The following is a 24,815-nucleotide window of genomic DNA, read 5'->3' as shown; positions in this document are numbered from 1 at the left end:
AGCATCCAACAGTCATTTGTTGATTAAAAATTATACTTGATGCTGCCCTCTCGGGTACGCCAGATCATCATCAGTATATTTTTATCAATGCAGTTACGGGGAGGTTCAACATTGGGAAAACAGAGTCGATCTTCTTTACCTTCCTCTTGATACCCTTCACCAAAGGCGTATATCGTTATGAGAAACGGACCTTGAGCGCCAGCAGGAATATGATACTTACGTCTAATTTCATCCTGATTATGCTGCCACCAGTCAATTTTTTTCGCGTCAGTGAAAGGCAGAGAATCTACGATAATCCGTGCAGTGCTACCGTCATAATAACTATTTACCACTGTAACTTTTTGATCTTTATTAAAATAATAATACATAAAACCTAGCATTATTGCTAGAGCTGCGATAGCGAACGAACGCATCAGCGATTCCCCTGTATATTAACAATAGCCTCTAGATTTGTCAAAAATGGACGGAAACCAAATTTATTAAATCTTTGTAGGACAAACCATATTTGAAAGAATTTAAATTGGTAGAACTTCTTTTTTCTTATATCATTAATATCAAGACCAAAATGATCTTGGGCTGAAAATTTAACACGTGCTTTCCAACCTCGCTCGTATACTTCAAGGCTAATAATATCTATTTTTGTTGCATGAACATCATGAATGGTTATACCCATTCCATTAATCTTGTCTATAATCATAGAGTCAAATTTAGGAAGTATTGAACCACCTATAGCAGATGTAACATCTTTTAATCGCTCTTGGGGGAAGCATTTATTTTCATAATCAATAAAGGATCCAAATGTTTTTTGAAATATTGAATTTACACTCTTTGCATTATAGTCAGATTGAAGCTTTTGACTGTAAGCAGCGTTAAGTTGCGCATCGCCAAAAGGCGTACCTGTCGAACGCTGAAAATGTCTTAACATCTGGTTAATCAAATAACGGTATGGACCTACGAAGGAGTAAGGTAAAGAGGTTTTCTGCATCTCCTCAAATAATAATCGGGCACAGTCTTGAATGCTTATTGTTCCACCTCGATGAGTGCCACCATAAACCCCTGCGAATCTTGATTGCGGGTTATCAAATGTTGTCAGACGAGTTAATGTATAGGGATCAACGATATTTGATATATTCTTTAACCCAAATTCTCGTATGAGCCTATCGGCTGAGATATCTCCGTACCGCATATCATCTGCGCCATAATCATCAAATGGCCGCTGGGTCATAAATATTGTCTGTGGAAATACAGCATTAGTCATATAGTGTCATCCTTTACTTGCTTCATATCAATCCATCATACGATGATCATAAAACTGTGCAATAGATCATCATTTAACATTAACCTGTCATCAGTGATGTGATGATTCTACAGATGAGGCGCAGCTACTGGTTTGCGTTCCAGTATATAAGCCAAAATACCAATAATGTAAAAAATATTATCAAGATGATTCGTAAAAAGGAGGTTTGAGTATTGAAATCAGAGATCGCCATGGAGATGGAAGCACAAAAGCTGGGCCGAAGCATGGTCTTTTATCTCCCCACCGCTAACGGCAGGGAGCACTTCTCTACTTATCGTTAATGCTCATCTGCCTGCCGCTGGTGACAAAGGTTCCGCCGCCCAGGTGGTGCAGGGTATTGAGTTTGTCATCATCAAACTGCCAGCGTCCGTTAATAAATGCGCGTTCGTCGGCCGCAGCGGCGACTACCTCGCCAAACAGGGTATCGTATTTCTCCTGCGCGGCGGTGGCCGGCAGCAGACGACACTCCATCCATGCCAGGCAGCGCTCCTCAACCACCGGCAGGCCTAACACCGGACCTGAGATAGCAGGGATACCGTAGCAGTTAAATTTATCTTCATCCCGCCCGGTGACGCTCCCTACCGCATAGGTCCAGTTTTTGGCCGCAACGCCGGGAACCACGATGCCAAACATGCCGCTGCGCTCAATCAGCTCTCGCGACCAGGCGCTCTTATCGATCACGATGGCAATGCGCGGCGGGGAGAACTCCACCGGCATCGACCACGCAGCCGCCATAATGTTGCGGCGATCGATCTGGTCGTCCCGACTGGTGATCAGGACGGTTGGGCCGTGGTTTAGCAGACGGCTGGCGTGCTCCAGCGCAACGGGGCGGAAATAGCGCATTGTGACTCCTTCTAGTGACCTTGCTGCATTAAAGGCTGCATGACGGATTAAATCAAGCCGCAATAAATGCGTCATCTCGATGTAACAAAGCCTGCCTATAGTCGCCAGCAACTAAGTCCCAAAGAGGATAACAATATGTTTGCTCCCCTGTCTTTTGTACAGGTGAGTGCGGCCCGTCTGCATTTGGCGACGGGGCGTTGTCGGCTTCCTGTAGCTGGAGGGCGATAATGCACGCACTGACCCGTATTCGTCTCGAAGGTGTTTCGTACGCCTTTGCCAACCATACCGTTCTTCATCAGATCGATCTGCATATTGAACCCGGCAGCATCGTGGCCCTGCTCGGACCCTCTGGCTGCGGCAAAAGCACGCTTTTACGCCTGCTGGCCGGGCTGACGCACCCTGCGGAAGGGGAGATCTGGTTCGGTGAACGACTGGTCGCAAAGGCGGGCTGGGCGCTGCCGCCAGAGGCGCGCGATATCGGCATGGTCTTTCAAGACTATGCGCTGTGGCCACATATGTCTGTGGCGCAGAACGTCGCCTTTCCCCTCAAAATGCGTAACCTGCCACGTGCCGAGCGTGATCTCCGCGTCGCCGAGGCCCTGGCAAGGGTAGGGCTGTCGGACTTTGCCGAACGTAAACCGTCCGGGCTCTCCGGCGGACAGCAGCAGAGGGTGGCCCTCGCACGCGCCATCGTCGCCCAGCCCCGGATCCTGCTCTTTGACGAGCCGCTCTCCAATCTCGACAGTGAGCTGCGAGAGTCGCTGTGTCTGGAGATGTCACGGATCCTGCGCCAGTCCGGAACCACTGCGGTCTACGTTACCCACGATCGCCGGGAAGCAGAGTTGATTGCCGACCGTATTGTGCATCTCTCCGCCGGTCGCGTGGCGGCATCTGATTTAATTACAAATACTTTAGTTACAACATACAATGGAGCATTATTATGAAAGCAGTGTCGTCTGTAATAAAAGGAGTTGCATTAACTATGGCATTGTCTGCTATCAGCGTCTCCAGCGCGCAGGCGCTGACTGTCTATACCGCAGGTCCTGGGTCGCTGGCTAAAGGCCTCGCGGCAGGCTATGAGAAGAAAACCGGCGTCAAGGTCAACATCTTTCAGGCTACGACCGGGAAGGTAATGGCGCGCCTGGAGGCCGAGCAGGCTAATCCGCAGGCCGATATTCTTATCTCTGCGTCATGGGATACGGCGGAAGATCTGCACAATCGTGGTTGGCTGCTACCGTATCAGAGCCAGAATGCAGAAAAGGTGCCTGCTAACCTCAAAACCAGCGACTATGTTGCTCAGGGTATTTCGGCATTGGGTATCGTCTGGAATAGCAAAAGCGGTACGCCTGAGCCAAAAGAGTGGCAGGATCTCACCGCCACAGACTTTAAAGATAAAATCACCACGCCTGACCCGGCGCTCTCTGGTGCATCTCTCGATCTGCTGATTGGCCTGCAAAACGGCATGGGTGATGCGGCGTGGAAACTGTTTGAGCAGCTGAAGCAGAACGGTATGGTGGTCAGCGGCCCTAACGCCCAGGCGGTAACGCCGGTCATGCAGGGGGCGAAAGCCGCCGTGTTTGGTGCGGTGGACTATGTCTCTTACGGCAATATCGCCCAGGGTGAGTCGCTGAAGGTGATCTTCCCGGCGAGCGGGACGGTGATTGCCCCACGCCCGATGATGATCCTGAAAACCACGCAGCATGCTGACGATGCTAAAGCTTTTGTTGACTATGTGCTCTCGCCAGAAGGGCAGGCGTTGGTCGCCGATGCCTGGCTGATGCCGGCCCGCACCGACGTTACCGCTAAGCGCCCACTGCTGAACGACCTTAAAATCCTGCCGACCTCCAACGACGGCAACAGCGAGCGCAGCGATGTGTTGAAACGCTTTAATACCCTTTTCGCGCAGTAATCACCCGGCGGGGGCAACCCCGCTTTCAGGATAGCCGTTGTGAAACAGAGATTAATTACCCTCACTACCGTGGCGCTGCTGGCGATCCTGGTCGCGCTGCCGTTGCTGTTTATTATTCTACAGGCCATTTTTCCGCAGTTTAGCGCCGGCTCGTTGAGCGGGGCGTTAACGGGGATTGCCCCGCAGTTTCAGGATCCGCAGCTGCCCGCTATGCTGGGGGGAACGCTATGGATTGCCGCAGGCGTCGCGCTGTTGAGCGCTCTGATTGGTCTGCCGCTCGGCGTAATGCGCGGATTATTCAATCTTCCCGTACCCAGGCTGTGGGATCTTATCTTTCTCATCCCGTTTCTGACCCCGCCCTATATTGCCGCGCTCTCCTGGATGCTGGTCTTACAGACCAATGGTTATCTCGATCAGCTGACCGGTATCGACCTTAACAACCTGCTTTTCAGCCGCAGCGGCATTGTGCTGGTCATGACCCTGAATATTTTTCCGGTGGTCTATTTTGCCGTCTCGCGCAGCCTGCTCGCTAGCGGACAGCGGCTGGCGCTGGTTGCGCGAGTACATGGCGCGACGGCGTGGCGGGCATTTTGGCATATCACGCTGCCCATGGTCGCGCCCGCCCTGGCAGCGGGGATGCTGTTAGCCTTTACCCTGGCCATTGAGGAGTATGGCGTTCCGGCGGCGCTGGGAACGCGCTCAGGGGTAGTGATGATGACGGTGGGTATCGAGAAGAAACTCGCCGACTGGCCAATTGATCTGCCCGGCGCGTCGCTGCTCTCGATGGTGCTGATTGTCATTGCCTTAACCGGATGGTGGTTACAGCGACGCCTGGTAGGGGATAAAGAGGTGACCAGCGTAACCGGCAAGCCAACGGAGAATATGGGGGCCACGCTGGGCATCGCCGTCGTTCCGGTGGTGACGGTAATGGCCTTAACCGGATTTTTGGCAGTTGGACTGCCGGGATTATCCATGGCGGTGACCGGGGTGATGTCGACGCTGTCAGGCGGACTGGCCTGGAATAACGTGACGCCTCAGCACTATTTAGCGCTCTTCTCCCAGCAGGGGGATGCGCTGTCGGCGTTGGGCACCAGCCTGTCGCTGGCGCTCGGCGCGTCGCTGATCACCGGTCTCCTTGGCCTGCTGATTTCGTGGCTGGTTGTGGTCAGGCAGATAAAAGGTCGCAGCGTGCTGGATGCCCTGTCGCTACTGCCTGCGGCGCTGCCGGGCATTGTCGTTGGTGTAGGGCTGATTCTGCTGTGGAACCGCACCTTCTGGCCGGTTTCGCCCTACAATACCTGGGCGATCCTGCTGCTGTCATATTGCTGCCTGCTGATGCCCTGGCCGGTGCGCTATATCACCAGCGCGCTACGCCAGCTGGGTGGCAATCTGGAGCCGGCCGCGCGGGTTCATGGTGCAAGTGCGCTTCAGGCGCTGCGCTTTATCGTCATGCCGCTGGTCTTTCCAGCTATGCTGGCCGCGATGCTAATGGTATTTGCTATCGCGTCCCGTGAGCTGGTCACGTCGCTGCTGCTCTCACCAGCCGGCACGCAAACCGTGGCGGTCTTTATCTGGCGGCAGTTTGAACAGGGATCGGTCGGGCAGGGAATGGCGATGGCGACCTTAACGCTGCTCACCGGGCTGCTTCTTATGCTTACCGCGCTGGCAATCATGCAACGTAAGGGACGCGGCTGATAATAAATTACGCAAAAGCGTTCAAATTATCGCCAATCGCAAGGGTGACTATTGCGGAGGAAAGCATTGCCGTCTACGTTTATCGCGGTAACTATTTTCTCTCGATACGTAGAGAGGCCAGTAACTTAAATTTAAAGGCATATTGATGCACAGCGCAACAACTGAAGACACGCTCAACACCTGGTTTGATCAGGGTAGTCATGCTTTTGAAGCCGAACGTACTCTTATTAGGGGACTCGCTCAGAATCTCAAAAGTAATCGTATTGAGGTGAACAATAAAAATATGATTCTGGCCCTTATCAGGCTGCTTGAAACAGAAGATGATGTAATCAAGCTCGATGTCTATCGCAACGCGCTTGAACTCATCGTCCAGAAAACACCAGACGATTTGTAATGTTATTTAAAACGCCCCGTATCGCTTAGTCAGGATACAGGGCGTTGACTTATAAAGGTTTTACCAGACGGGCCCTAAGGTAGCGAATACAGCTTTCCAGAATGCTTAGCTGCTGCTTCTCTTTTACCATCACACTACGGGCGCGTAGTACCATCATAAGATTGTCCGCATTTACCGGCAGACGTGAATTCATCAGCCAGGTTGCCGCCTCACCAATGACCTCTTGAATATTTTCAAGTAAAACGTGTTCATCTTCGTTCAATTGCACTCTCAATGCAGAAGGGGGTTTGTCTTCCAGGCTAAGTCGCCAAGATCAAATTCACAGAGAGCATTTGGGGGAACATGCTTAAAGCAAGTCTGATTAGAAGGGTAAAACAGCAAAAAACCTGTTAACCGTACCGATTAAACAGGTATTACTGACTGAAGCTAATGTTTATAAACAATATTAGGGTGACTGAGAACAGCGTCGCGTCTGTGGAGCTTTAAGGATCGGGAGGGGCTGGAACCGCTGTCGGGGAGCATTCTGAACTGATGTACCCCATTGATGGCCGTACGAAAAGCTTCACGTCTGCCATGGTCATTTTCATCATGGAGACTCTCCTGCAACTGACTGAGAAGGGCATCGAAAGAGACGTTGTCATCAGCCTCAAGAAGCGACATTACGGCTTCACCCATCACTTTATCTACCAGCCTTTCCTTATCATTTTTGCTCATTGAGCCTCACAGTATTTATTTGGCGCTGGACTTCATATCATTCTAGCAGTATGCCCGCTTATGCCAGAGATAGATAGGTATATTACACGTTTCGCCCGTCAGAAATGATTATTACGCAGAATCAAACGCATTAGATCGCTGAGATGCGCCTGCATAAGGGGACTATTTTCAGCCTCGATACGCGCAACCAGTTTCAAACAGATCGTTCTTCTGCTGATAATTTGACCAGCACGCAACAGAGCGATGACGATATCTCCCAGCGTCTCTTCTCGTGAAGGCATATCCTGCATGACTACACACACGCCCGTATTGATATCGTTACTCTCTGTCGCTTTTACATCGTTCTCGCACATGTTGCGTTTCCGGTACCCGTTTAATCACGCACTTGATGAGGGGCTTTATCTGTCCGCCTCAGCCCGTTTATTTTGTTGCCTAATAATATCGATAAGAAACGGTAAAAGAAAAGAAAACTGATATTTTTTTACCCTACTCATACAAGGGGTAAAATGTAAGCTGTTTATTAATATAGGATATATCCAGTTTGTGATTGAACATAAACCTTCCTTAAGTAGAACTCCACATCACTTTTTACAGCATAGGCTATGATTTTATTTACATACGGTCAGGAGAGGTAGCAACCCGAATACCGTTTTACACCCTTTCGTCACGTCTGCGTTTATTGAGGTATCTGCATGGAGTCCAGATCTTTTCTTAAAAGCTGGGGGGCCGAGTTCGTGGCCGCTGACACAGTGCGTTTTCGTGTGTGGGCGAGCGGTCAGGAGAGCATTACGCTCAGGCTTTCAGGCAAGGAATTTAAGATGAACCCGGCCGGGGAAGGCTGGTTCGAATTTTCCGCTACCGATATCTCCCCTGGTACGGAATATCACTACGTTCTGGCTGATGGTACCGCTCTGCCGGACCCGGCGTCCCGGGGGCAAAAGGCCGATGTCAATGGCCCTTCGCTGGTTATCAATCCAGAAAGCTATCGCTGGCAAAACACGCAGTGGCAAGGGCGTCCCTGGGAAGAGACCGTTTTCTATGAGCTGCATGTTGGCACCTTTACCCCAGAAGGGACCTTCCAGGCCGCCATTGAGAAGCTGCCTTACCTGGCGGATATTGGAATTACCGCTGTTGAGATCTTGCCCGTATCGCAGTTTGGTGGCAACCGGGGCTGGGGCTATGACGGCGTGCTGCTTTACGCGCCGCACTCCGCCTACGGTACGCCAGACGATTTCAAAGCCTTTGTCGATGCCGCGCACGGCTACGGCATCTCGGTGGTGCTCGACATTGTGCTGAATCATTTCGGCCCAGAGGGCAACTATTTGCCGCTGCTGTCGCCAGAGTTCTTCCACAAGGAGCGCATGACGCCCTGGGGGCCGGGCATTGCCTATGATATCGATGCCACACGTCGCTATATTGCCGAAGCGCCGCTCTACTGGCTGAAAGAGTTTAACCTCGACGGGTTACGCTTCGATGCCATCGATCAGATTGATGACAGCGCTGAGAAGCATATCCTGATGGAGATTGCCGAGCGCATTCGGGCTGAGATTACCGACCGACCTGCACACCTGACGACGGAAGATTGCCGGAACGTCATTTTCCTGCATCCGCGTGATGAAGAGGGTTCGACGCCGCTGTTCAGCGGCGAATGGAACGATGATTTCCACAATGCCGTACACGTTTTTGCTACCGGCGAAACCCACGCCTACTATGAAGATTTTGCCGACCAGCCGGAGAAATATGTCGCACGTGCGCTGGCAGAAGGGTTTGCCTATCAGGGAGAGGTGTCCCCGCACTCAGGAGAGGCTCGCGGCGTGGACAGCACCGGGCAGCCGCCGGTGGCGTTCGTGGACTTTCTGCAGAACCACGACCAGACCGGCAACCGTGCGCACGGTGAGAGACTGATCTCCCTGGCTGGCGTCGAGCGTACCAGGGTGCTGCTCGCCGCGCTGCTTCTGTCTCCGCATATCCCGCTGCTGTTTATGGGAGAGGAGTACGGAGAGAACAATCCATTCCTGTTCTTTACCGATTTCCATGGCGATCTCGCTAAAGCCGTACGTGAAGGGCGCGCGAAAGAGTTTGCCGGGCATAATGGCTACGACGGTGACAGCGTGCCCGATCCGAACGCCGAGAGCACCTTTATGCAGTCGAAGCTGGATTGGCACAAACTCGAAAGCCACGAAGGGCGCGCCTGGCTGGAGCTGACCCGAGCGCTGCTGCGTCTGCGCCAGCAGAAGATCGTGCCGCTGTTGGCTACCGCCGGGGGCAATTCTGGCCGGGTAGTTAAAACAGACGAAGGATTCCTTGCCGTGAGCTGGACATTCCCGCAGGGAACGCTCTCTCTGGCGTTGAATATTGGCGAGCGTCATCAGACGCTACCGGAATTACCCGGCGAAACCGTTTTTGCCTGGCCGAATGCGGCAGATGAACTGCCGCAGAACTCCATTGTTGTTCGCCTTGCATCAGGAGAAGCAAAGTGAAGATCCCAACCGCGACTTACCGTATCCAATTTCGTAACGGCATGACCTTTGACCGCGCCGCTGCCCTTGTGCCTTATTTGCAGCAGCTGGGCATCAGCCACCTTTATGCCTCACCGATCTTTACCGCCACCGCCGACTCAACCCATGGCTATGACGTTACGGATGCCAACGAGATCGAGCCCGCCATTGGCGGCCGCGAGGGTTTTGACCGCATGGTAGCCGCCCTGAAAGAGGCCGGCCTTGGCCTGATTCTGGATATCGTTCCGAACCATATGGCGGCCTCGCTGGAGAACGCATGGTGGCGCGACGTCATTGAACACGGTGAACAGAGCCGCTATGCCCGCTATTTCGATATCGACTGGTCGCGTCGCCTGACCCTGCCGTTCCTCGGGGATACCTTTGAGGCCGAGCTGGAGAAGGGCGATATCCGCCTGCAGGCCGATCCTAAAACAGGTAAACCTGCCTTCGCCTATTTTGAGAGCTTCTATCCACTTTGCCCGGAGAGCTATCAGGGGCGTGAAGATGAGGTGCTTAATCTCACCGATAAAGCAGAGCTTATTGCGCTACACGAGCAACAGCCTTATCGATTGATGACGTGGCGAGATGCGCCCCGCGATCTCTCCTATCGTCGCTTTTTTGAAATTACCGGCCTCGTTGGAGTTCGCGTTGAAGATGAAGCCGTCTTTGACGATAGCCACCGCCTGATCCTGGATCTGGTGCGCAGCGGGGCGGTAGACGGCCTGCGGGTTGACCATGTAGATGGCCTTGCCGATCCCAAAGGCTATCTGAGACGCCTGCGCCAGGAGGCCGGCGCTGACTGCTACCTGACCGTTGAGAAGATCCTCGGCAAAGGCGAGCATCTGCCGGACGACTGGCCAGTATCGGGCACTACCGGGTACGAATTTATTGCCGCGCTCTCGGACGCCCTGGTCGATGACGATCGGCTTGCCGCGCTGCGCAAAGCCTACGACAAGACCATGGAGAGGCAAGTGGATATGCGGGCCGAACTGCGTTCGGCCAAGCTGCTGATGGTTGACCGCAACTTCGAGGGTGAATTTACCACCTTGCTGAAGCTGGCGCTCGGCCTTGCGGAAGTGGAGGGGTTTGTAACAGAGCAAGCGACAATGCATGCCGCTTTACGCGAGCTGCTTGTTGCCTTCCCGGTCTATCGTACCTACGGAACACAAGAGGGCCTGCCGCCTGCAGATGCTGAGCTGCTGCATAAAATAGTGACCAAGGTTAAAGCCAGCGACAATGCACCGGATCCCGAGGCGCTCGACTTTATTACCCAAATTCTTGCGGGTTTGCTGTCGAATGCAGCATCGGATAAAGCATCTCTGTTCCGCACCCGATTCCAACAGCTCACCGGCCCGCTGATGGCAAAATCCGTGGAGGATACGCTCTTCTTCCGCCAGAACATGGGCCTGGCGCTTAATGAGGTCGGTGCCGAGCCGTTGCCGCGCATGTTCTCTCTGGATCGTTTCCACGCTGAGATGAAAACCCGTCTGGAGAAGCAGCCTGATGCGCTTTCCAGCACCTCGACTCATGATACTAAACGCGGGGAAGACACGCGTGCGCGCCTCTATACGCTGACGGAAGCCCCGTCGCGCTGGGCGGTATGCGTCGGTCGCTGGCGGGAAATTAACCAGCATAAAGTGGTCGAGCTTGAAGATGGTCCGGCACCGAAGCCCGCTGGGAAGTGGATGCTGTACCAGGCGCTGGCGGGCGTGTGGCCCGTGACGCTGCAGCCCGACGATGCGGCAGGGCTAAAGGCGCTGGAAGATCGCTTCCTGGACTTCGTTGAAAAGGCGTTACGGGAAGCGAAGCTGCGCACCGACTGGGTGGACAATAACGATCCGTTTGAGAAAGCGATGCTCGACTATGCTCGACACCTGCTTTCGCCGGACAATCAGGTCTTCTTACAGGATTTCGTGAGTTCGCTTCAGCCGTTTATTCGCGCCGGACTGGTTAACAGCTTGACCCAGACCGCTATCAAACTTACCGCGCCGGGTGTGCCGGATATCTACCAGGGCAGCGAGGCGCTTAACTTTAGCCTTGTCGATCCTGATAACCGTCGCGAGCCGGATTTCGCCACCCTGACCCAGCAGCTGCCTGAGGATGACCATCCCGTCATCGTTACCGAAGAGAGCTGGCAAAGCGGTTTCCTGAAGCAGCAGGTTATTGCCAAAACCCTGCGCCTGCGTCAGCAAAAACCTGCGCTGTTCCGCTATGGTGATTATCTGCCGCTGACGGTAACGGGCGAGCGAGCGGATCACGTTATCGCTTACGCCCGGGTCAGTACCCGGATCCGCGGCGGCGATGCGCTTATTGTTATCGCTCCGCGTCTGGCGCTGCGGCTGCCTGACGATGCAGAAACAGCATGGTTTACCGATACGACCATTGCGCTCCCTGAATCGCTGGCAGGCCGCCGCTACCGTAACATTCTCAGCGGAGAAACGTTCTCCCTGAATGAACAGATTGATTTAATGCAAATTATCGGCGATGTACCGCAAATCTTGCTGGCTGAATGAGTATTCACCTGAATTTTTGCCGCGCTCAATCGCGCCTGGTTGCCTACTGCCTAAAGGAATGTGCTCTTTGAAGCCCACATTCTACGGAGAAGAATGAATGACACACCATAATACATACCAAATTTTGCCGGGGGATTATCACCTTCTCGGCGCAAACTACGATGGCGAGGGTGTTAACTTTGCCCTTTTCTCGGCGCATGCAGAGCGCGTGGAGCTGTGCCTTTATGACCCGAGCGGCAAGCACGAGATCGGCCGCCTGGACCTGCCGGAGTATACCCACGAGATCTGGCACGGTTACGTGCCCGGCCTGCAACCGGGTGCACTGTATGGTTTCCGCGTGCACGGTCCCTTCGATCCGGAAAACGGTCATCGCTTTAACCCCAACAAGCTGGTTATCGATCCCTACGCCCGTGAGCTGGTAGGCGATGTGGAGTGGAACGAAGCGCATTTCGCTTATGACATGCTGCACGAGGATAAGGACCTGACCTTTGATGAACGCGACAGCGCGCCGTTTATGCCGAAATGTCGGGTCGTTAACCCCAATGAGTTTGACTGGCAGGACAATAACCGCCCGAACATTCCGTGGTCACAGGCAATTATCTATGAAACCCATGTGAAAGGGTTTACCCAGCTTAACTCGGCGCTGCCGCAGGCGCTGCGCGGTAACTTCGAGGGGATGGGCCACAAAGCGACCGTGGACTACATCAAAAACCTCGGCATTACGTCGGTGGAGCTGCTGCCGATTCACTGGTTCCCGGACGATCAGCATCTGCTGGATCGTGGGCTGAAAAACTTCTGGGGCTACAATACGCTTGGCTTCTTTGCGCCAGCCTCTCGCTACTTTGGGCCGAAAGGCATTCAGGGCTTCCGCGATATGGTGCGCGCATTCCATGACGCAGGTATCGAGGTGATCCTCGACGTGGTCTACAACCACACGGCGGAAGGTAACGAGCTGGGGCCAACGCTGTCGTTTAAGGGTATCGATAACTTCTCTTACTATCGCACCATGCCCGATCAGCACCGCTACTACATCAACGACACCGGTACTGGGAATACGGTAAACACCTCTCATCCGCGCGTACTACAGATGGTGATGGACTCCCTGCGCTACTGGGCAGAGTCGATGCATATCGACGGCTTCCGCTTCGATCTGGGTACCATTCTGGGGCGTGAGCCGGAAGGCTTCGACCAGCGCGGCGGCTTCTTTGATGCCATCACCCAGGATCCGGTGCTCTCTAAACTCAAGCTGATTGGCGAACCCTGGGATATCGGGCCGGGTGGCTATCAGGTAGGTGGGTTCCCGCCGGGCTGGGCAGAGTGGAACGATAAGTATCGTGACACGGTACGTGAGTACTGGAAAGGCGACAACGTCGCCCAGGATTTTGCCTCCCGCCTGCTGGGTTCTGGCGATCTCTACGACATCCGTGGCCGTCGCCCCTGGTCGAGCGTTAACTTCATCACCGCCCACGACGGCTTCACGCTTAACGATCTGGTTTCGTATAACGAGAAGCACAACGAAGAGAACGGCGAGGATAACAACGACGGTCATAACGATAACCGCTCTTACAACTACGGGGCGGAAGGTCCTACCGACGACGAGAACATTAACGCAGTCCGCGAGCGGCAGAAGCGTAACTTCCTCGCCACGCTGTTCTTATCCCATGGTACGCCGATGCTACTGGCCGGGGACGAGTTTGGCCGTAGCCAAATGGGTAACAACAACGGCTACTGTCAGGACAGCGAGATCTCCTGGGTTCACTGGGACGATCTCCCGCCCTCCAGCGAAGCGCTGCGCGAGTTTACCCGCAAACTTATCAAGCTGCGTGCGGAGCAACCCTTGCTACGCCGCGAAAGCTGGCGCGATGGTCTGCTCATCGAGTGGTTCAACGCCGAAGGGGGGATCCAGCAGCCAGAGCACTGGCATGAGGGATCGGCCCTGGTGGTCTACATTAGCCGCCCGGATTTAATACCCGAAGAGGGGATCTGGCACGACGTGCTGATGCTGCTGAACCCGTTTGAAGAGAGCATGCCGTTCCGTATTCCGCAGCCAGGGGAAAGCGGTTGGGTTCTGGAGCTCACGACCTTTGATAAAGAGTCCCACGGTATCGTTATCGATAGTGAAACGGACTTTACTCTGGAAGGGCGCAGCATCGCGCTGTTCAGAAGGCCATAGGGTAAATAGCTAACAGCGCTTACTCAGGCGCGGATCGATAATAAACGGCTCTGCTTTTACACTCAGCAGAGCCGTTTTTGCGTCTGGATGTTCCGGGTTGAACAGGGCGTTCCACTCCCCGGTAATTAATGACGGAAATCGATCACCATACGACCGCGGATCTTGCCTTGCTCCATTTCATGGAAGATGGCGTTGATATCCTCCAGCGGGCGAGAGGCGACTTTCGGCACCACTTTGCCCTCGGCGGCGAACTGGAAGGCTTCGGTCAGATCCTGACGGGTGCCCACCAGCGAACCGACGACCTGAATACCGTCCAGCACCAGGCGCGGGATATCGAGACTCATGGACTCCGGCGGCAGGCCAACGGCAACCACGCGGCCACCGGCCCGCACCGCATCGACGGCGGAGTTGAATGCCGCTTTGGCGACAGCGGTGACCACCGCCGCATGTGCGCCGCCGGTTTTCTGCTGAATGATCTGCGCCGCGTCTTCGTTACAGGAGTTAATGGTCAGGTCAGCCCCCATCTCTGATGCCAGGCTGAGCTGCTCATCATTGACGTCGATAGCGATCACTTTGGCGTTAAAGACGTTCTTCGCATACTGCATCGCCAGGTTGCCGAGGCCGCCAAGACCGTAGATCGCAATCCACTGGCCGGGTTTGATATGGGAGATCTTGATCGACTTATAGGTCGTTACGCCTGCGCAGGTAATACTGCTGGCGGCGGCGGGATCGAGACCATCCGGCACTTTCACCGCGTAGTCTGCTACGACGATGCAGCCTTCAGCCATACCACCATCAACGCTATAACCCGCGTTTTTAACCTCACGACAGAGGGTTTCATTACCGCTGTTACAGTATTCGCAGTGTCCGCAGCCTTCATAGAACCAGGCTACGCTGGCGCGATCGCCTGGCTTCAGCGACGTGACGCCCGGCCCGACTTCCTCTACCACGCCAATGCCTTCATGGCCCAAAATGACGCCGGTTTTGTCACCGAAATCGCCATTCTTGACGTGAAGATCGGTATGGCAAACTCCACAGCACTCCATCTTTAACCGCGCCTCGCCATGGCGAAGCGGGCGTAAGGTCTTTTCGGTGATCTCTACTTGATGATCGTGAGTGACAACAGCTGCTTTCATTGTTATCTCCTGAAGGTATGCAGTTGATTAATGCATAACGTAACGCGTGAGAAGTGAACGAAATTACTCCTTAAGGATTAATGACTTCTGGAAAAGTTGCAACCTCGCAGACACATCCTGCAAAGATTTATGAGAATAATTCGCAAATGACTCGTCAACAAGCTCCAGGGAGGGTGAAGGGATGTAGGCCCGGCAAGCGTAGCGCCGCCGGGCAACTGATTAAATAGAAGTGCGGCGATAGCTGCGGTACTCAGGCCGCCAGAAGTTGTCGTCGATCGCCTGCTGCAGCGCCTCGGCGGAGGTTTTCACCGCCACGCCCTCCTGCTGCGCCACCTGGCCCACGGCAAACGCGATAGCGCGGGAGACGTGCTGGATCTGATCGAGGCCCGGCAGCACCATGCCGTTATCATTTGTGCGCAGCGGGGAGTGCTCCGCCAGGGTTTCACTTGCCGCCATCAGCATCTCGTCGGTGATACGCGACGCGCCAGCGGCGATAACGCCCAGCCCGACGCCCGGGAAGATATAGGCGTTGTTGCACTGGGCAATCGGGTAGACCTTATCTTTCCACTGCACCGGTGGGAACGGGCTACCGGTGGCTACCAGCGCGTTGCCGTCGGTCCAGGTGATGATATCCTGCGGCGTTGCCTCTACGCGAGAGGTAGGGTTTGAAAGCGGCATGACGATCGGGCGCGGGCAGTACTTATGCATCTCCCGGATAATCTCTTCCGTAAACAGGCCAGTCTGGCCCGAGACGCCAATCAGAATGTCCGGCTTGACGTTGCGTACTACGTCCAGCAGGGAGATAGCATCGCCGCTGGTCTCCCAGTGTTGAATATTCTCCTGCTTCTGCACCAGCTTGCTCTGGAACGGCAGCAGATTCGGCATCTGATCGGTCAGCAGGCCGAAGCGATCGACCATGTACACTTTTTGCCGCGCGGCGGCTTCGCTCAGCCCTTCGCGCTGGGTCTGGGCCACAATCTGCTCGGCGATACCGCACCCGGCAGAACCTGCGCCGAGGAATACAATTTTCTGGTTGCTGAGCTGGCTGCCTGCGGCATGGCTGGCGGCGATAAGCGTGCCCACCGTCACGGCCGCCGTGCCCTGAATATCGTCGTTAAACGAGCAGATCTCGTTGCGGTAGCGGTTGAGCAGCGGCATCGCGTTTTTCTGGGCAAAATCTTCGAACTGCAGCAGCACGTCCGGCCAGCGCTGTTTCACGGCCTGGATAAACTCATCTACAAACTCATAGTATTCGTCGCCGCTGATACGCGGATGACGCCAGCCCATATAGAGGGGATCGTTAAGCAGCTGCTGATTGTTGGTACCGACATCCAGCACCACCGGCAAAGTATACGCCGGGCTGATACCGCCGCAGGCGGTGTAGAGTGACAGCTTGCCGATGGGAATGCCCATGCCGCCGATGCCCTGATCGCCGAGACCGAGAATACGTTCACCGTCGGTGACGACGATCACTTTAATATTGTGCGCCGAGACGTTCTGCAGGATGTCATCCATCATGTGGCGGTTTTCGTAGGAGATAAATACGCCACGCGCGCGGCGATAGATCTCAGAGAAACGCTCGCAGGCAGCGCCGACCGTCGGGGTATAGATTACCGGCATCATCTCATCGAGATGGTTTTCTACCAGACGGTAGAAGAGGGTTTCGTTAGTGTCCTGAATGTTACGCAGATAGATGTGCTTATCGATATCCGTTTTGAACCCCTGATACTGCAACCAAGCGCGTTCCGCTTGCTCTTCAATGGTCTCTACCACTTCAGGCAGCAGGCCGAGCAGGTTAAAGTTGCGCCTCTCTTCCAGACTGAAGGCGCTGCCTTTATTCAGCAGAGGAAACTCCAGCAGCACGGGGCCAGCATAGGGGATGTACAGCGAACGGTTTTTCTTATACTTCAGCAACATCTCGAAAACTCCTGGGTAAACAAATCCCGGCGATGGCACGGTTACCTGCGTGCAAACGGGGTAGGTAGTACGGCGGAGGGAAGTATAAAGCATGCGTATTGCAATTACTTGTTACTTTGCTGAAACATATTCATAAATAAAAACGCCACCGGAGCGGTGGCGCGGGAACTGTTTTGGGTAACAATTTGTATAACAATAATGACATTACTGGGCGCGGCGATGACGCCCGTGGCGGTGTGTGACCACTTTTTCGCTGCCGTCGTCGCTACGCACGACCTTTCTCTGATTCGACAGCTTATAGTCCAGACCTAAAATATGACGTGCCTGACGATTCGTTCTCATGCTAACTCCTTAATTCTGTTAATAGTTTCAAGGACCAACTCGCAACGGCGAGCCGGGCAAAGCGTATCCCATAGCTGGGTTAGCATACCGCCGCCAGTGAACGAAAAACGTGCTGCACCGTTGAATTACGTCAATTCCCTCCGCCAAAAACCTGAACGGCGCGTTGCAGACGTGCGGCACGCGTGGAGAGGTCGCCGGCGGCGTCGGTCACCTGCTCAACCATGCTGGTATTGTTGTGGGTCATGACACCGATACGCGACACGGATTCGTTGATAAGCGACAGCGCCTGAGTCTGCTCCTGGGTAGCAGTACCCATCTCTTTAATCATCGTCGACATCTGGATCACGTTATCAATCATCGCCGTCAGGTGCGTCTCGGTGTTCTCCACCATCTTCACGCCGCTGCTGACGTTAGCGACGTTCTGCTCAATCAGGGTTTTGATCTCTTTCGCGGCGGAGGCGGAGTGCTGGGCCAGGTTACGCACCTCGGCGGCGACCACCGCAAAACCTCGGCCGGCTTCCCCGGCGCGGGCGGCTTCAACCGCAGCGTTAAGCGCCAGAATGTTGGTTTGAAACGCGATGCTGTCGATCACGCCGATAATATCCACGATCTGCCGGTTATCCCGGGAGACAGACTGCATCATGGTGATGGTTTGCTTCATGATATTACCGCTGTTCATCGCGTTGCGGCTGGTCTCATCTGCCCGCGTCATCGCTTCAGCGGCGGTTTCTGCCGTCTGCTTCACCGCGCTGGCAATCTCCTCCACCGCGGCCGCCGTTTGGTGCAGATCCGCTGAGGTCTCTTCAGTACGCTGCTGTAGCGACTCCCCCTCTTCGGAGATGCGATGGCTGATTTTGCGGATCCCCACCAGTTGGGTGGTGACGTCCCCAACCAGAGAGTTAAGATTCAGCCCGGACTGATTCACAAGGCGCAGCAGCATGCCGATCTCATCGACGCGGTTAAATTGAAAATAATCGGCGCGACGTCCGGATACCACTTTCTGCATTTGCGTTAAGATTAATTTTAACGGATGCGAAACCTGCGCCTGTAGGAAAAGTGCAATAAGTAAAAACAGCATCAGCGCTGTGGCGGATTGCACCGGCGCAGGGAGAGAAATAAAGGGCAGGGCAGCGATCAAAATCGCGGGAATAGCCAGCGCCAGATTAATTCTGCGGGAAATAGCCAGCCACTTAAAAAGAGAGAGAAAAGAGAGCACACCCCGGCGCACCAGTACGCCTTTATAGAAGCGATAGCCTTTTAATTTATTGCTGTTAATTTGCGCGTAGCATTTTTCACTCGCGTCTATCTCCTCCCGATGGGGAATATTTCTGACGGAGATGTAGCCGGTGAGTTTTTCCTGCTGATAAACCGGGGTAACGTTAGCGCGAACCCAGTAGTGATCGCCGTTGCAACGCCGGTTTTTCACCAGTCCCGTCCAGCTCTCTCCCTGCTGGATAGTAAACCACATATCGGCAAAGGCGGCGGGAGGCATATCAGGATGGCGGATAATATTGTGCGGCTCGCCAACCAGATCCCCCTCATCAAACCCGCTGGCAGCAATAAAGGCGGAGTTAGCGTAGGAAATATAGCTCTGCGTATCGGTTGTCGACATAAGCGTCGTGCCGTCGTTAAGTAAATACTCTTTCTGTGTAACGGGAGTGTTACGCTTCATCAATATCCCCACAATCAAGCGTCTGGCAATAAATAAATAGGAACTGTATTTTTCTTATAGCTCGCGCATTTTCCACGATCAATGCAATAACGGAAAGTAGCTTCAGGAAATATTTTTTTAGCCATACTGAAATATGCCTTTGGCATAGGTTATAAAAATGAAAATAGATCAAGTGGACGTTGTTAATACCTTAGTACCCGGCAAAACCTTAAGGCAAATAGGGAGGGTATCGTGCTATATCGCGAAAATAATCTACCCTTTACACGTACCGTTAATCGCCGGACAGGCTCAGGAGATGGACATGCATACCCCCACCGCGTCAGGACGTTCGAGCTTTGCCGTAGCGCTGTATGAGCTACTTAACCCCATTCCACTCGGTTTTTTTACCGCCGCCTGGATCTTTGACATTCTCTATATCAAAAGCATGCAGATTATGTGGACCGATGCCGCCAGCTGGCTGATTGTTATCGGGCTGGTGATTGCCATTATTCCACGCCTGATTAACCTGGTGCAGGTCTGGGTAGGGCGTCGCTATACCTTCGGCTCCCCCGTAAAGCTGCACTTCTGGCTTAACGTGCTCGCCATTCTGCTGGCGATCGTCAATGCCTTCATCCATAGCCGCGACGCCTGGGCCGTGGTCCCGCTGGGTGCGATCCTGTCGACGTTGGTGGTGATCCTGCTGCTGCTGGCAAATGTTCAACTCGCGCTGCGTCAGCGTAACGCTTAAGGAGAGCTGGTATGAAAAAACATAACCGAGCGTTACTCAGCGTGGCGATTGTCGCCCTACTGAGCGCCTGTGATAACGGCGCAACTGTCGATCCGCAAAAGCAAATGGGCCCCAACCCAGAGCTGCCGCAGGCGCAAAACTTCCTGCTGCCGCCGATGCAGGTCCCGGAAGGGGTGGCGTGGAAAGAGGGCGAGAAGCCTACCGTGCCCGCCGGGTTACAGATTGAAAAAATTGCTGATGGTCTGAAGCATCCGCGTCAGATCTACGTTTTACCGAATAATGATGTGCTGGTGGCTGAGTCAAACAGCACGCCGAAACCTACCACGCGACCCAAGCAGCTTATTATGGGCCTGGTGCAAAGCGCCTCCGGCAAGGCAGGAAAAGGCGGGGACACTATTACCCTGCTGCGCAACGTTAACGGTAAATGGGAGAAGCATACCTTTATTGAAAACCTGCACTCGCCGTTTGGCATTCAGCTGATCGGCAATACGCTGTGGGTGGCCAATGCCGACAGCCTGGTGAAGTTCCCCTATGAGACAGGGCAAACCTCCATCAGCGCCCCTGCTCAGGAGGTCACAGAGCTGCCCGGCGGCCCGATCAACCACCACTGGACTAAATCCCTGCTGGCCAGCCCGGACGGCAGCAAGCTGTACGTGGGCGTGGGATCGAACAGTAATATTACTGAAAACGGCATCGGGGCGGAGTACCGCCGGGCAGCCATTCTCGAAGTCGATGCGGCCAGCGGGGCGAGCCGCATTTACGCCAGCGGCCTGCGTAATCCCACCGGATTGGGATGGGAGCCGCAGAGCGGCAAACTGTGGGCTATCGTCAACGAACGGGATGAGATTGGCTCCGATCTGGTGCCGGACTACATGACGTCGGTGCAGGAGAACGGTTTCTACGGCTGGCCCTACAGCTACTTTGGTCAGCACGTTGATGAGCGTGCCCAGCCCCAGCGTCCGGATCTGGTGGAGAAGGCTATCAAGCCCGACTACGCCATTAGCTCGCACGTCGCACCGCTCGGCCTGCTGTTCTACACCGGGGACAATATGCCGCAGTATCGCGGCGGCGCGTTCGTCAGCGAACACGGCAGCTGGAATCGCAAGCCGCTCAACGGCTACCAGGTGATGTGGGTGAAGTTTGAGAATGGTCAGCCGGTAGGGTTGCCGCAGCCGGTGGTCACGGGCTTCTTAACTGACGATCAGAAACAGGTCCGCGGCCTGCCGGTTGGGTTGGGGATGGATACCCAGGGCGGGCTGATTATCGCTGATGATGCCGGCGATGCCGTCTGGCGGGTCAGCGCCGCGCAATAGAGTGAAGCGCCGGGCATGCGTGCTGCTGCCCGGCATATTTAACGTTGTTTCGTTAATGTCTCAGAGGCTGTTCAGGGAACCGCCGGGTACGGCTCACCCATTAATGTTGGTTATTTTGGATGGCATATACGGAGGCAGGCAGGAAGTAAAAGTGAAATAATTTTACTTCAATAATAAACCAGGAACATATGCTCACTGTCAACAGGAGGGGCTGGACCCATCTGAATTACTCTGTTAAACAACCGCCCATTCAACGATATATTAATGTCTAACAATGCATAAGCACTCTGCGTTTTCTTAGCCATACATAGAGTTTATTTTAATAAAACTTCATCGTCCATTGCTGCTATGATTCCCGCAAGTATGCTAACAAGTCATTTACATATTCCAGGTTTGTCATTTGTGCATATTTATTACCGCATGCTGGTTTGTTTGATCGCGGTAAAGATTCCTTATGATTTTCATAATAAAATTTGAAATTCATATTATTAAAGCGGAGAGGTAAGACGAATGAATATCTATTATGTATAAACCCAGCTATTACCTATGTGATTAAATTATTTATTGATTAATTAAAAGAAGAAAAGGAAATACTTATGAGTGGTGGTGATGGAATCGGTCACAATAGTGGTAGACAGAATGGTAGTAATATTAATGGTGGCCCTACTGGTTTTGGTGGACGTAGTGAGGCGTCAGACGGTTCAGGATGGAGTTCAGAAAACAACCCATGGGGCGGTCATGATAATGGTATTCATTGGGGTGGGGGTTCTGGTAACGGTAATAGTGGCGGGCACAAGAATAACTCAGATGGTAACCAATCCTCCATAATGCCAATTGGGTTTGGTTTTCCTGCTCTGGCCACTCCAGGGACTGGTGCTTTTGGTGTGGCTATTTCTGTTGATGCGTTATCTACAGCTATCGTAGACATTCTGGCAACTCTAAAAGGACCATTAAAATTTAGTGCATGGGGGGTGGCACTTTACAGCATTTTACCAACTGAGATAGCGAAAGATGATCCAAACATGATGTCAAAGATTGTCGTGTCATTGGCAGCTGAAACAGTAACTGATACGTTGGTCGATTCCCTGCCGTTAGATCAGGCTACCGTAAGTGCGACAATACGTGTGGTGGATACTGTGAAGGATGATCAACAGCATATTACTTTCGTAACCGGTTCACCGATAAGTATTCCGGTAGTGAACGCAAAACCGACCCAAAGTATGGGCGTATTCAATGTTTCTGTTCCTGATTTGCCAGATGTCCAGGTGAGTACTATTAACGGAGAAACAATATCGGCAGTGCTGCCCCGAGGTATTTCACAAAATAATAATGCTCAGGTCGGTTACCCAGGTCTAACTGCAGGAGGTAATTCACGTGATTTTTTTATCCGTTTTCCGGAAAAAAGTGGTCAGAAATCGATGTATTTATCGGTGACGGATGTGCTTACGCTTGAGCAGGTTAGACAGCGACAAAATGAGGAAAAACGTTATCAGCAGGCTTGGGATGCAGTTCATCCGATAGAATCTGCCAAGCGGGATTACTATATGGCCACTGCTGAGTTAAACCATGCTACTAAGCGTGTAGCCAGAATACAGGCTCGACAAATATCAGCAACTCAGAGAGTTTCTACACTTAGCAGCGAACTTGATACTGCAAATAAAAAATTTGCAGCAAAAAATGAAGAGATAAAAAGTTTTGAGCGATTTGCATACGACCCAATTGTGGATGGTCACAAAATGTGGCAGAGGGCTGGATACAAGGCGCAAAAAGCACAGAAAGAGATAAATCAAAAACAGGCGGAATTGAATGACGCTGAAAAAGAGTTAACTGAAGCTAGAATTGCTTTAAATGATGCATTTAACAACTTAAAGCAGAAAGAGAAAAAGACACAGGATGCTAAGACTAAATTTGATAAGGAAAAGAAACGTAATCAGCCTGGAAAAGCAACCGGCAAAGGTAAACCAGTTGATGATAATTGGCTTGAAGATTCTGGTAGAGAGCTGGGAGTCCCGATTCCCGATTGTATAGCGGATAAGTTACGTGAGAAACACTTTAAAAATTTTGATGATTTTAGAAAGAAGTTCTGGGAAGAAATTTCTAAAGATCCCGACTTAAGTAAACAATTCTCCCCCATTAATAAAAAGCGTATGAGTCTAGGATTAGCGCCACGAGCCAGGAATAAAGATACGGTGGGGGGACGACGTTCATTTGAACTTCATCATGTTGAAGAAATTAGACATAATGGAAGTGTTTATGATATGGATAACATTCGTATAGCGACACCTAAACATCACATCGATCTCCATAGAGGTAAATAAACATGCAATTGAAAAACAGTCTCAGCGATTACACTGAATCAGAATTTGCAAAACTTATTAGCGCCATTATCAATTGTGAAGGTGATGAAAAAACGCAAGATGCTAATCTTGAGCACTTTATTAGCGTTACTGAACATCCTGCGGGTTCAGACCTGATCTACTACCCTGAAGGTAATAATGATGGCACTCCTGAAGCCATCCTAAAGGAAGTCAAAGAGTGGCGCGTAGCTAATGGAAAACCAGAGTTTAAACAGAATTGATACGTTTCTAAAAAAAGTCTGCCCTGCGTTAAAGCTACAGGATTCTGAAGCCAAAGCAGGGCGCTAGCGTGGGCATCACGGCTGTCGCTTAGCCACCGAGTCCCTGACGATCAGCGAGCCTTCGTGCAGCGACTGTGGGGCGCTGTCAACGTTGCTATCTGGCGCGAGCAAAATGCGCACCGCATCGCGGATCATCTCATCCATCGGAATATGGACGGTGGTTAAGGTCGGGGTAAAGTAACGGCCAATGATGGAGTCATCGAACCCGGCAACGGAGATGTCGTCTGGCACTCGCAGTCCGTGGTCGATCATCGCCTTAGTGACGCCGATGGCCATGTCATCGTTGGCGGCCAGAACACAGCTCATCGGTCGCGCTTTTTTCAACAGGACGCAGCCCGCCTCATAGCCGCTTTCGGTGCTCCAGCTGCCGCGCACGATAAGCGATTCATCAGGCGTCAGACCCGCAGCGTTAAACGCATCGCGGTAGCCAGCAAGACGACTGTCACCCGTGGGTGACCCTTCGCCGCCAGCGACAAACGCAATATCGCGGTGGCCCTGGGCAAGCAGATATTTCACCATGCGCATGCTGCCCTGGTAGTGATCGACAAACACCGAGCTGCTGCGGTTGCGCTTTAGCTCGCGGTTGATAACCACGATAGGCACGCTGCTCTCATCAATAATGTCATCCAGCTCATCTACGCTGAGATACTTGGGATAGATCATGATCGCCTCGCAGCGCAGCTGCACCAGGAAGTTGATAGCGTTGCGCTCATCCTCCCGGCTGTGCTTGCCGTCGGCCAGCACCAGCTGACGCTGCAGATCTTCGCTGCACGTCGCCGCCTGGTAGATCATGGCGGAGAAGAACGGCCCGTTATACAGGCCGTTAGTGATCACCAGTCCTACCGAGTTGGAGCGGCTGGTCGCCAGGGTGCGCGCCAGCAGGTTAGGGCGATATCCCGTCTCTTCGATGGCCTTAAAGATCCGCGCCTTCACCTCTTCGCTGACCACTACTTTGCCGTTTAGCGCACGGGAGACCGTGGCTTTTGAAACGCCCGCTCGCCTCGCGACATCCAGTATCGTGACCATAACACTCC

Annotated in this window: 22 protein-coding genes; 11 read left to right on the top strand and 11 right to left on the bottom strand. The window is 53.1% G+C overall.

Annotated elements, in window-relative coordinates; genetic code table 11:
- Positions 1 to 23: 23 nt before the first annotated feature.
- From NR795_RS06385 to NR795_RS06375, 3 genes are all read right to left on the bottom strand, one after another.
- Positions 24 to 413: a DUF943 family protein gene (locus NR795_RS06385; RefSeq protein WP_257757598.1), complete on the bottom strand. Its 390-nt coding sequence runs from the start codon at positions 411 to 413 to the stop codon at positions 24 to 26.
- Positions 413 to 1,258 (bottom strand): DUF3289 family protein, encoded by an 846-nt coding sequence (locus NR795_RS06380; RefSeq protein WP_257757597.1) that lies wholly within the window; start codon positions 1,256 to 1,258, stop codon positions 413 to 415. The genes NR795_RS06385 and NR795_RS06380 overlap by 1 nt, the downstream gene beginning before the upstream one ends.
- A gap of 306 nt (positions 1,259 to 1,564) precedes the next feature.
- A complete protein-coding gene (locus NR795_RS06375) occupies positions 1,565 to 2,140 on the bottom strand; it encodes a flavin reductase family protein (protein ID WP_144815656.1) in 576 nt (191 codons plus the stop codon).
- Positions 2,141 to 2,367: 227 nt separating this feature from the next.
- On the opposite strand from NR795_RS06375, the gene NR795_RS06370 reads away from it, so the two are divergent.
- From NR795_RS06370 to NR795_RS06355, 4 genes are all read left to right on the top strand, one after another.
- Positions 2,368 to 3,084, top strand: a complete 717-nt coding sequence (locus NR795_RS06370) for an ABC transporter ATP-binding protein (protein ID WP_257757596.1) — start codon at positions 2,368 to 2,370, stop codon at positions 3,082 to 3,084.
- Positions 3,081 to 4,049 (top strand): ABC transporter substrate-binding protein, encoded by a 969-nt coding sequence (locus NR795_RS06365; protein ID WP_257757594.1) that lies wholly within the window; start codon positions 3,081 to 3,083, stop codon positions 4,047 to 4,049. The genes NR795_RS06370 and NR795_RS06365 overlap by 4 nt, the downstream gene beginning before the upstream one ends.
- Before the next feature lie 39 nt (positions 4,050 to 4,088).
- The gene (locus NR795_RS06360; protein ID WP_144815664.1) at positions 4,089 to 5,744 is read left to right on the top strand and encodes an iron ABC transporter permease; all 1,656 of its coding nucleotides are present in this window, start codon (positions 4,089 to 4,091) and stop codon (positions 5,742 to 5,744) included.
- Between the two features lie 145 nt (positions 5,745 to 5,889).
- A complete protein-coding gene (locus tag NR795_RS06355) occupies positions 5,890 to 6,138 on the top strand; it encodes a biofilm development regulator YmgB/AriR family protein (protein WP_257757593.1) in 249 nt (82 codons plus the stop codon).
- Positions 6,139 to 6,187: 49 nt separating this feature from the next.
- Here NR795_RS06355 and NR795_RS06350 read toward each other — a convergent pair whose 3' ends face one another.
- From NR795_RS06350 to NR795_RS06340, 3 genes are all read right to left on the bottom strand, one after another.
- On the bottom strand, positions 6,188 to 6,400 hold the full coding sequence (locus NR795_RS06350; protein ID WP_257757592.1) for a hypothetical protein: 213 nt from the start codon (positions 6,398 to 6,400) through the stop codon (positions 6,188 to 6,190).
- Between the two features lie 164 nt (positions 6,401 to 6,564).
- Entirely contained in the window at positions 6,565 to 6,852 is a 288-nt protein-coding gene (locus NR795_RS06345) for a hypothetical protein (RefSeq protein WP_144815674.1), read from the bottom strand.
- Between the two features lie 98 nt (positions 6,853 to 6,950).
- Positions 6,951 to 7,205 carry a hypothetical protein gene (locus tag NR795_RS06340; protein WP_257757591.1) on the bottom strand — a complete coding sequence of 85 codons (255 nt, stop codon included), beginning with the start codon at positions 7,203 to 7,205 and terminating at the stop codon, positions 6,951 to 6,953.
- A gap of 339 nt (positions 7,206 to 7,544) precedes the next feature.
- Here NR795_RS06340 and treZ point away from each other — a divergent pair, with 339 nt between their 5' ends.
- From treZ to glgX, 3 genes are all read left to right on the top strand, one after another.
- Positions 7,545 to 9,332 carry a malto-oligosyltrehalose trehalohydrolase gene (treZ, locus tag NR795_RS06335; RefSeq protein WP_257757590.1) on the top strand — a complete coding sequence of 596 codons (1,788 nt, stop codon included), beginning with the start codon at positions 7,545 to 7,547 and terminating at the stop codon, positions 9,330 to 9,332.
- The gene (gene treY / locus NR795_RS06330; RefSeq protein WP_257757589.1) at positions 9,329 to 11,863 is read left to right on the top strand and encodes a malto-oligosyltrehalose synthase; all 2,535 of its coding nucleotides are present in this window, start codon (positions 9,329 to 9,331) and stop codon (positions 11,861 to 11,863) included. Before treZ ends, treY begins: the two co-directional genes overlap by 4 nt.
- 97 nt (positions 11,864 to 11,960) lie before the next feature.
- The gene (gene glgX / locus NR795_RS06325; protein ID WP_144815686.1) at positions 11,961 to 14,036 is read left to right on the top strand and encodes a glycogen debranching protein GlgX; all 2,076 of its coding nucleotides are present in this window, start codon (positions 11,961 to 11,963) and stop codon (positions 14,034 to 14,036) included.
- 125 nt (positions 14,037 to 14,161) lie between these two features.
- Here glgX and adhP read toward each other — a convergent pair whose 3' ends face one another.
- From adhP to NR795_RS06305, 4 genes are all read right to left on the bottom strand, one after another.
- Positions 14,162 to 15,172, bottom strand: coding sequence for an alcohol dehydrogenase AdhP (adhP, locus tag NR795_RS06320; protein WP_257757588.1), 1,011 nt, complete (start codon positions 15,170 to 15,172; stop codon positions 14,162 to 14,164).
- 219 nt (positions 15,173 to 15,391) lie between these two features.
- Positions 15,392 to 17,089, bottom strand: a complete 1,698-nt coding sequence (locus NR795_RS06315) for an NAD-dependent malic enzyme (RefSeq protein ID WP_257757586.1) — start codon at positions 17,087 to 17,089, stop codon at positions 15,392 to 15,394.
- A gap of 204 nt (positions 17,090 to 17,293) precedes the next feature.
- Positions 17,294 to 17,431 carry a stationary-phase-induced ribosome-associated protein gene (gene sra, locus NR795_RS06310; protein ID WP_072015219.1) on the bottom strand — a complete coding sequence of 46 codons (138 nt, stop codon included), beginning with the start codon at positions 17,429 to 17,431 and terminating at the stop codon, positions 17,294 to 17,296.
- Between the two features lie 130 nt (positions 17,432 to 17,561).
- Entirely contained in the window at positions 17,562 to 19,103 is a 1,542-nt protein-coding gene (locus NR795_RS06305; protein WP_257757585.1) for a PAS domain-containing methyl-accepting chemotaxis protein, read from the bottom strand.
- Positions 19,104 to 19,404: 301 nt separating this feature from the next.
- Between NR795_RS06305 and NR795_RS06300 the strand changes: the two genes are divergently transcribed.
- The 4 genes from NR795_RS06300 (at position 19,405) to NR795_RS06285 (ending at position 23,721) form a co-directional block, all read left to right on the top strand.
- Positions 19,405 to 19,830 carry a DUF2231 domain-containing protein gene (locus NR795_RS06300; RefSeq protein ID WP_257757584.1) on the top strand — a complete coding sequence of 142 codons (426 nt, stop codon included), beginning with the start codon at positions 19,405 to 19,407 and terminating at the stop codon, positions 19,828 to 19,830.
- A gap of 11 nt (positions 19,831 to 19,841) precedes the next feature.
- Complete coding sequence (locus NR795_RS06295) at positions 19,842 to 21,143, top strand: sorbosone dehydrogenase family protein (RefSeq protein WP_144815707.1); 1,302 nt, start codon at positions 19,842 to 19,844, stop codon at positions 21,141 to 21,143.
- A 596-nt stretch (positions 21,144 to 21,739) separates the two neighbouring features.
- On the top strand, positions 21,740 to 23,461 hold the full coding sequence (locus NR795_RS06290) for a colicin-like bacteriocin tRNase domain-containing protein (protein ID WP_257757583.1): 1,722 nt from the start codon (positions 21,740 to 21,742) through the stop codon (positions 23,459 to 23,461).
- Between the two features lie 2 nt (positions 23,462 to 23,463).
- A complete protein-coding gene (locus NR795_RS06285; protein WP_257757582.1) occupies positions 23,464 to 23,721 on the top strand; it encodes a bacteriocin immunity protein in 258 nt (85 codons plus the stop codon).
- A 75-nt stretch (positions 23,722 to 23,796) separates the two neighbouring features.
- Here the strand turns inward: NR795_RS06285 and NR795_RS06280 are convergent, their stop codons facing one another.
- On the bottom strand, positions 23,797 to 24,807 hold the full coding sequence (locus NR795_RS06280; RefSeq protein ID WP_257757581.1) for a LacI family DNA-binding transcriptional regulator: 1,011 nt from the start codon (positions 24,805 to 24,807) through the stop codon (positions 23,797 to 23,799).
- Between the last annotated feature and the right edge of the window lie 8 nt (positions 24,808 to 24,815).

The organism is Pseudescherichia sp. L3 (genome assembly GCF_024656065.1).
Classification (GTDB): Bacteria; Pseudomonadota; Gammaproteobacteria; order Enterobacterales; family Enterobacteriaceae; genus Pseudescherichia.
The sequence above is the reverse complement of the archived record's forward strand: the minus strand, read 5'-3'. Positions and strand labels throughout refer to the sequence as shown.

Excerpts from the sequence above, each read along its gene's own strand:
- NR795_RS06365 (WP_257757594.1), top strand. The coding sequence starts at position 3,081 with ATGAAAGCAGTGTCGTCTGTAATAAAAGGAGTTGCATTAACTATGGCA.
- NR795_RS06370 (WP_257757596.1), top strand. The coding sequence starts at position 2,368 with ATGCACGCACTGACCCGTATTCGTCTCGAAGGTGTTTCGTACGCCTTT.
- adhP (WP_257757588.1), bottom strand. The coding sequence starts at position 15,172 with ATGAAAGCAGCTGTTGTCACTCACGATCATCAAGTAGAGATCACCGAA.
- treZ (WP_257757590.1), top strand. The coding sequence starts at position 7,545 with ATGGAGTCCAGATCTTTTCTTAAAAGCTGGGGGGCCGAGTTCGTGGCC.
- NR795_RS06300 (WP_257757584.1), top strand. The coding sequence starts at position 19,405 with ATGCATACCCCCACCGCGTCAGGACGTTCGAGCTTTGCCGTAGCGCTG.
- NR795_RS06340 (WP_257757591.1), bottom strand. The coding sequence starts at position 7,205 with ATGTGCGAGAACGATGTAAAAGCGACAGAGAGTAACGATATCAATACG.
- NR795_RS06305 (WP_257757585.1), bottom strand. The coding sequence starts at position 19,103 with ATGAAGCGTAACACTCCCGTTACACAGAAAGAGTATTTACTTAACGAC.
- NR795_RS06285 (WP_257757582.1), top strand. The coding sequence starts at position 23,464 with ATGCAATTGAAAAACAGTCTCAGCGATTACACTGAATCAGAATTTGCA.
- NR795_RS06345 (WP_144815674.1), bottom strand. The coding sequence starts at position 6,852 with ATGAGCAAAAATGATAAGGAAAGGCTGGTAGATAAAGTGATGGGTGAA.
- NR795_RS06355 (WP_257757593.1), top strand. The coding sequence starts at position 5,890 with ATGCACAGCGCAACAACTGAAGACACGCTCAACACCTGGTTTGATCAG.
- NR795_RS06290 (WP_257757583.1), top strand. The coding sequence starts at position 21,740 with ATGAGTGGTGGTGATGGAATCGGTCACAATAGTGGTAGACAGAATGGT.
- NR795_RS06375 (WP_144815656.1), bottom strand. The coding sequence starts at position 2,140 with ATGCGCTATTTCCGCCCCGTTGCGCTGGAGCACGCCAGCCGTCTGCTA.
- NR795_RS06385 (WP_257757598.1), bottom strand. The coding sequence starts at position 413 with ATGCGTTCGTTCGCTATCGCAGCTCTAGCAATAATGCTAGGTTTTATG.
- NR795_RS06380 (WP_257757597.1), bottom strand. The coding sequence starts at position 1,258 with ATGACTAATGCTGTATTTCCACAGACAATATTTATGACCCAGCGGCCA.
- NR795_RS06280 (WP_257757581.1), bottom strand. The coding sequence starts at position 24,807 with ATGGTCACGATACTGGATGTCGCGAGGCGAGCGGGCGTTTCAAAAGCC.
- sra (WP_072015219.1), bottom strand. The coding sequence starts at position 17,431 with ATGAGAACGAATCGTCAGGCACGTCATATTTTAGGTCTGGACTATAAG.
- NR795_RS06315 (WP_257757586.1), bottom strand. The coding sequence starts at position 17,089 with ATGTTGCTGAAGTATAAGAAAAACCGTTCGCTGTACATCCCCTATGCT.
- NR795_RS06295 (WP_144815707.1), top strand. The coding sequence starts at position 19,842 with ATGAAAAAACATAACCGAGCGTTACTCAGCGTGGCGATTGTCGCCCTA.
- glgX (WP_144815686.1), top strand. The coding sequence starts at position 11,961 with ATGACACACCATAATACATACCAAATTTTGCCGGGGGATTATCACCTT.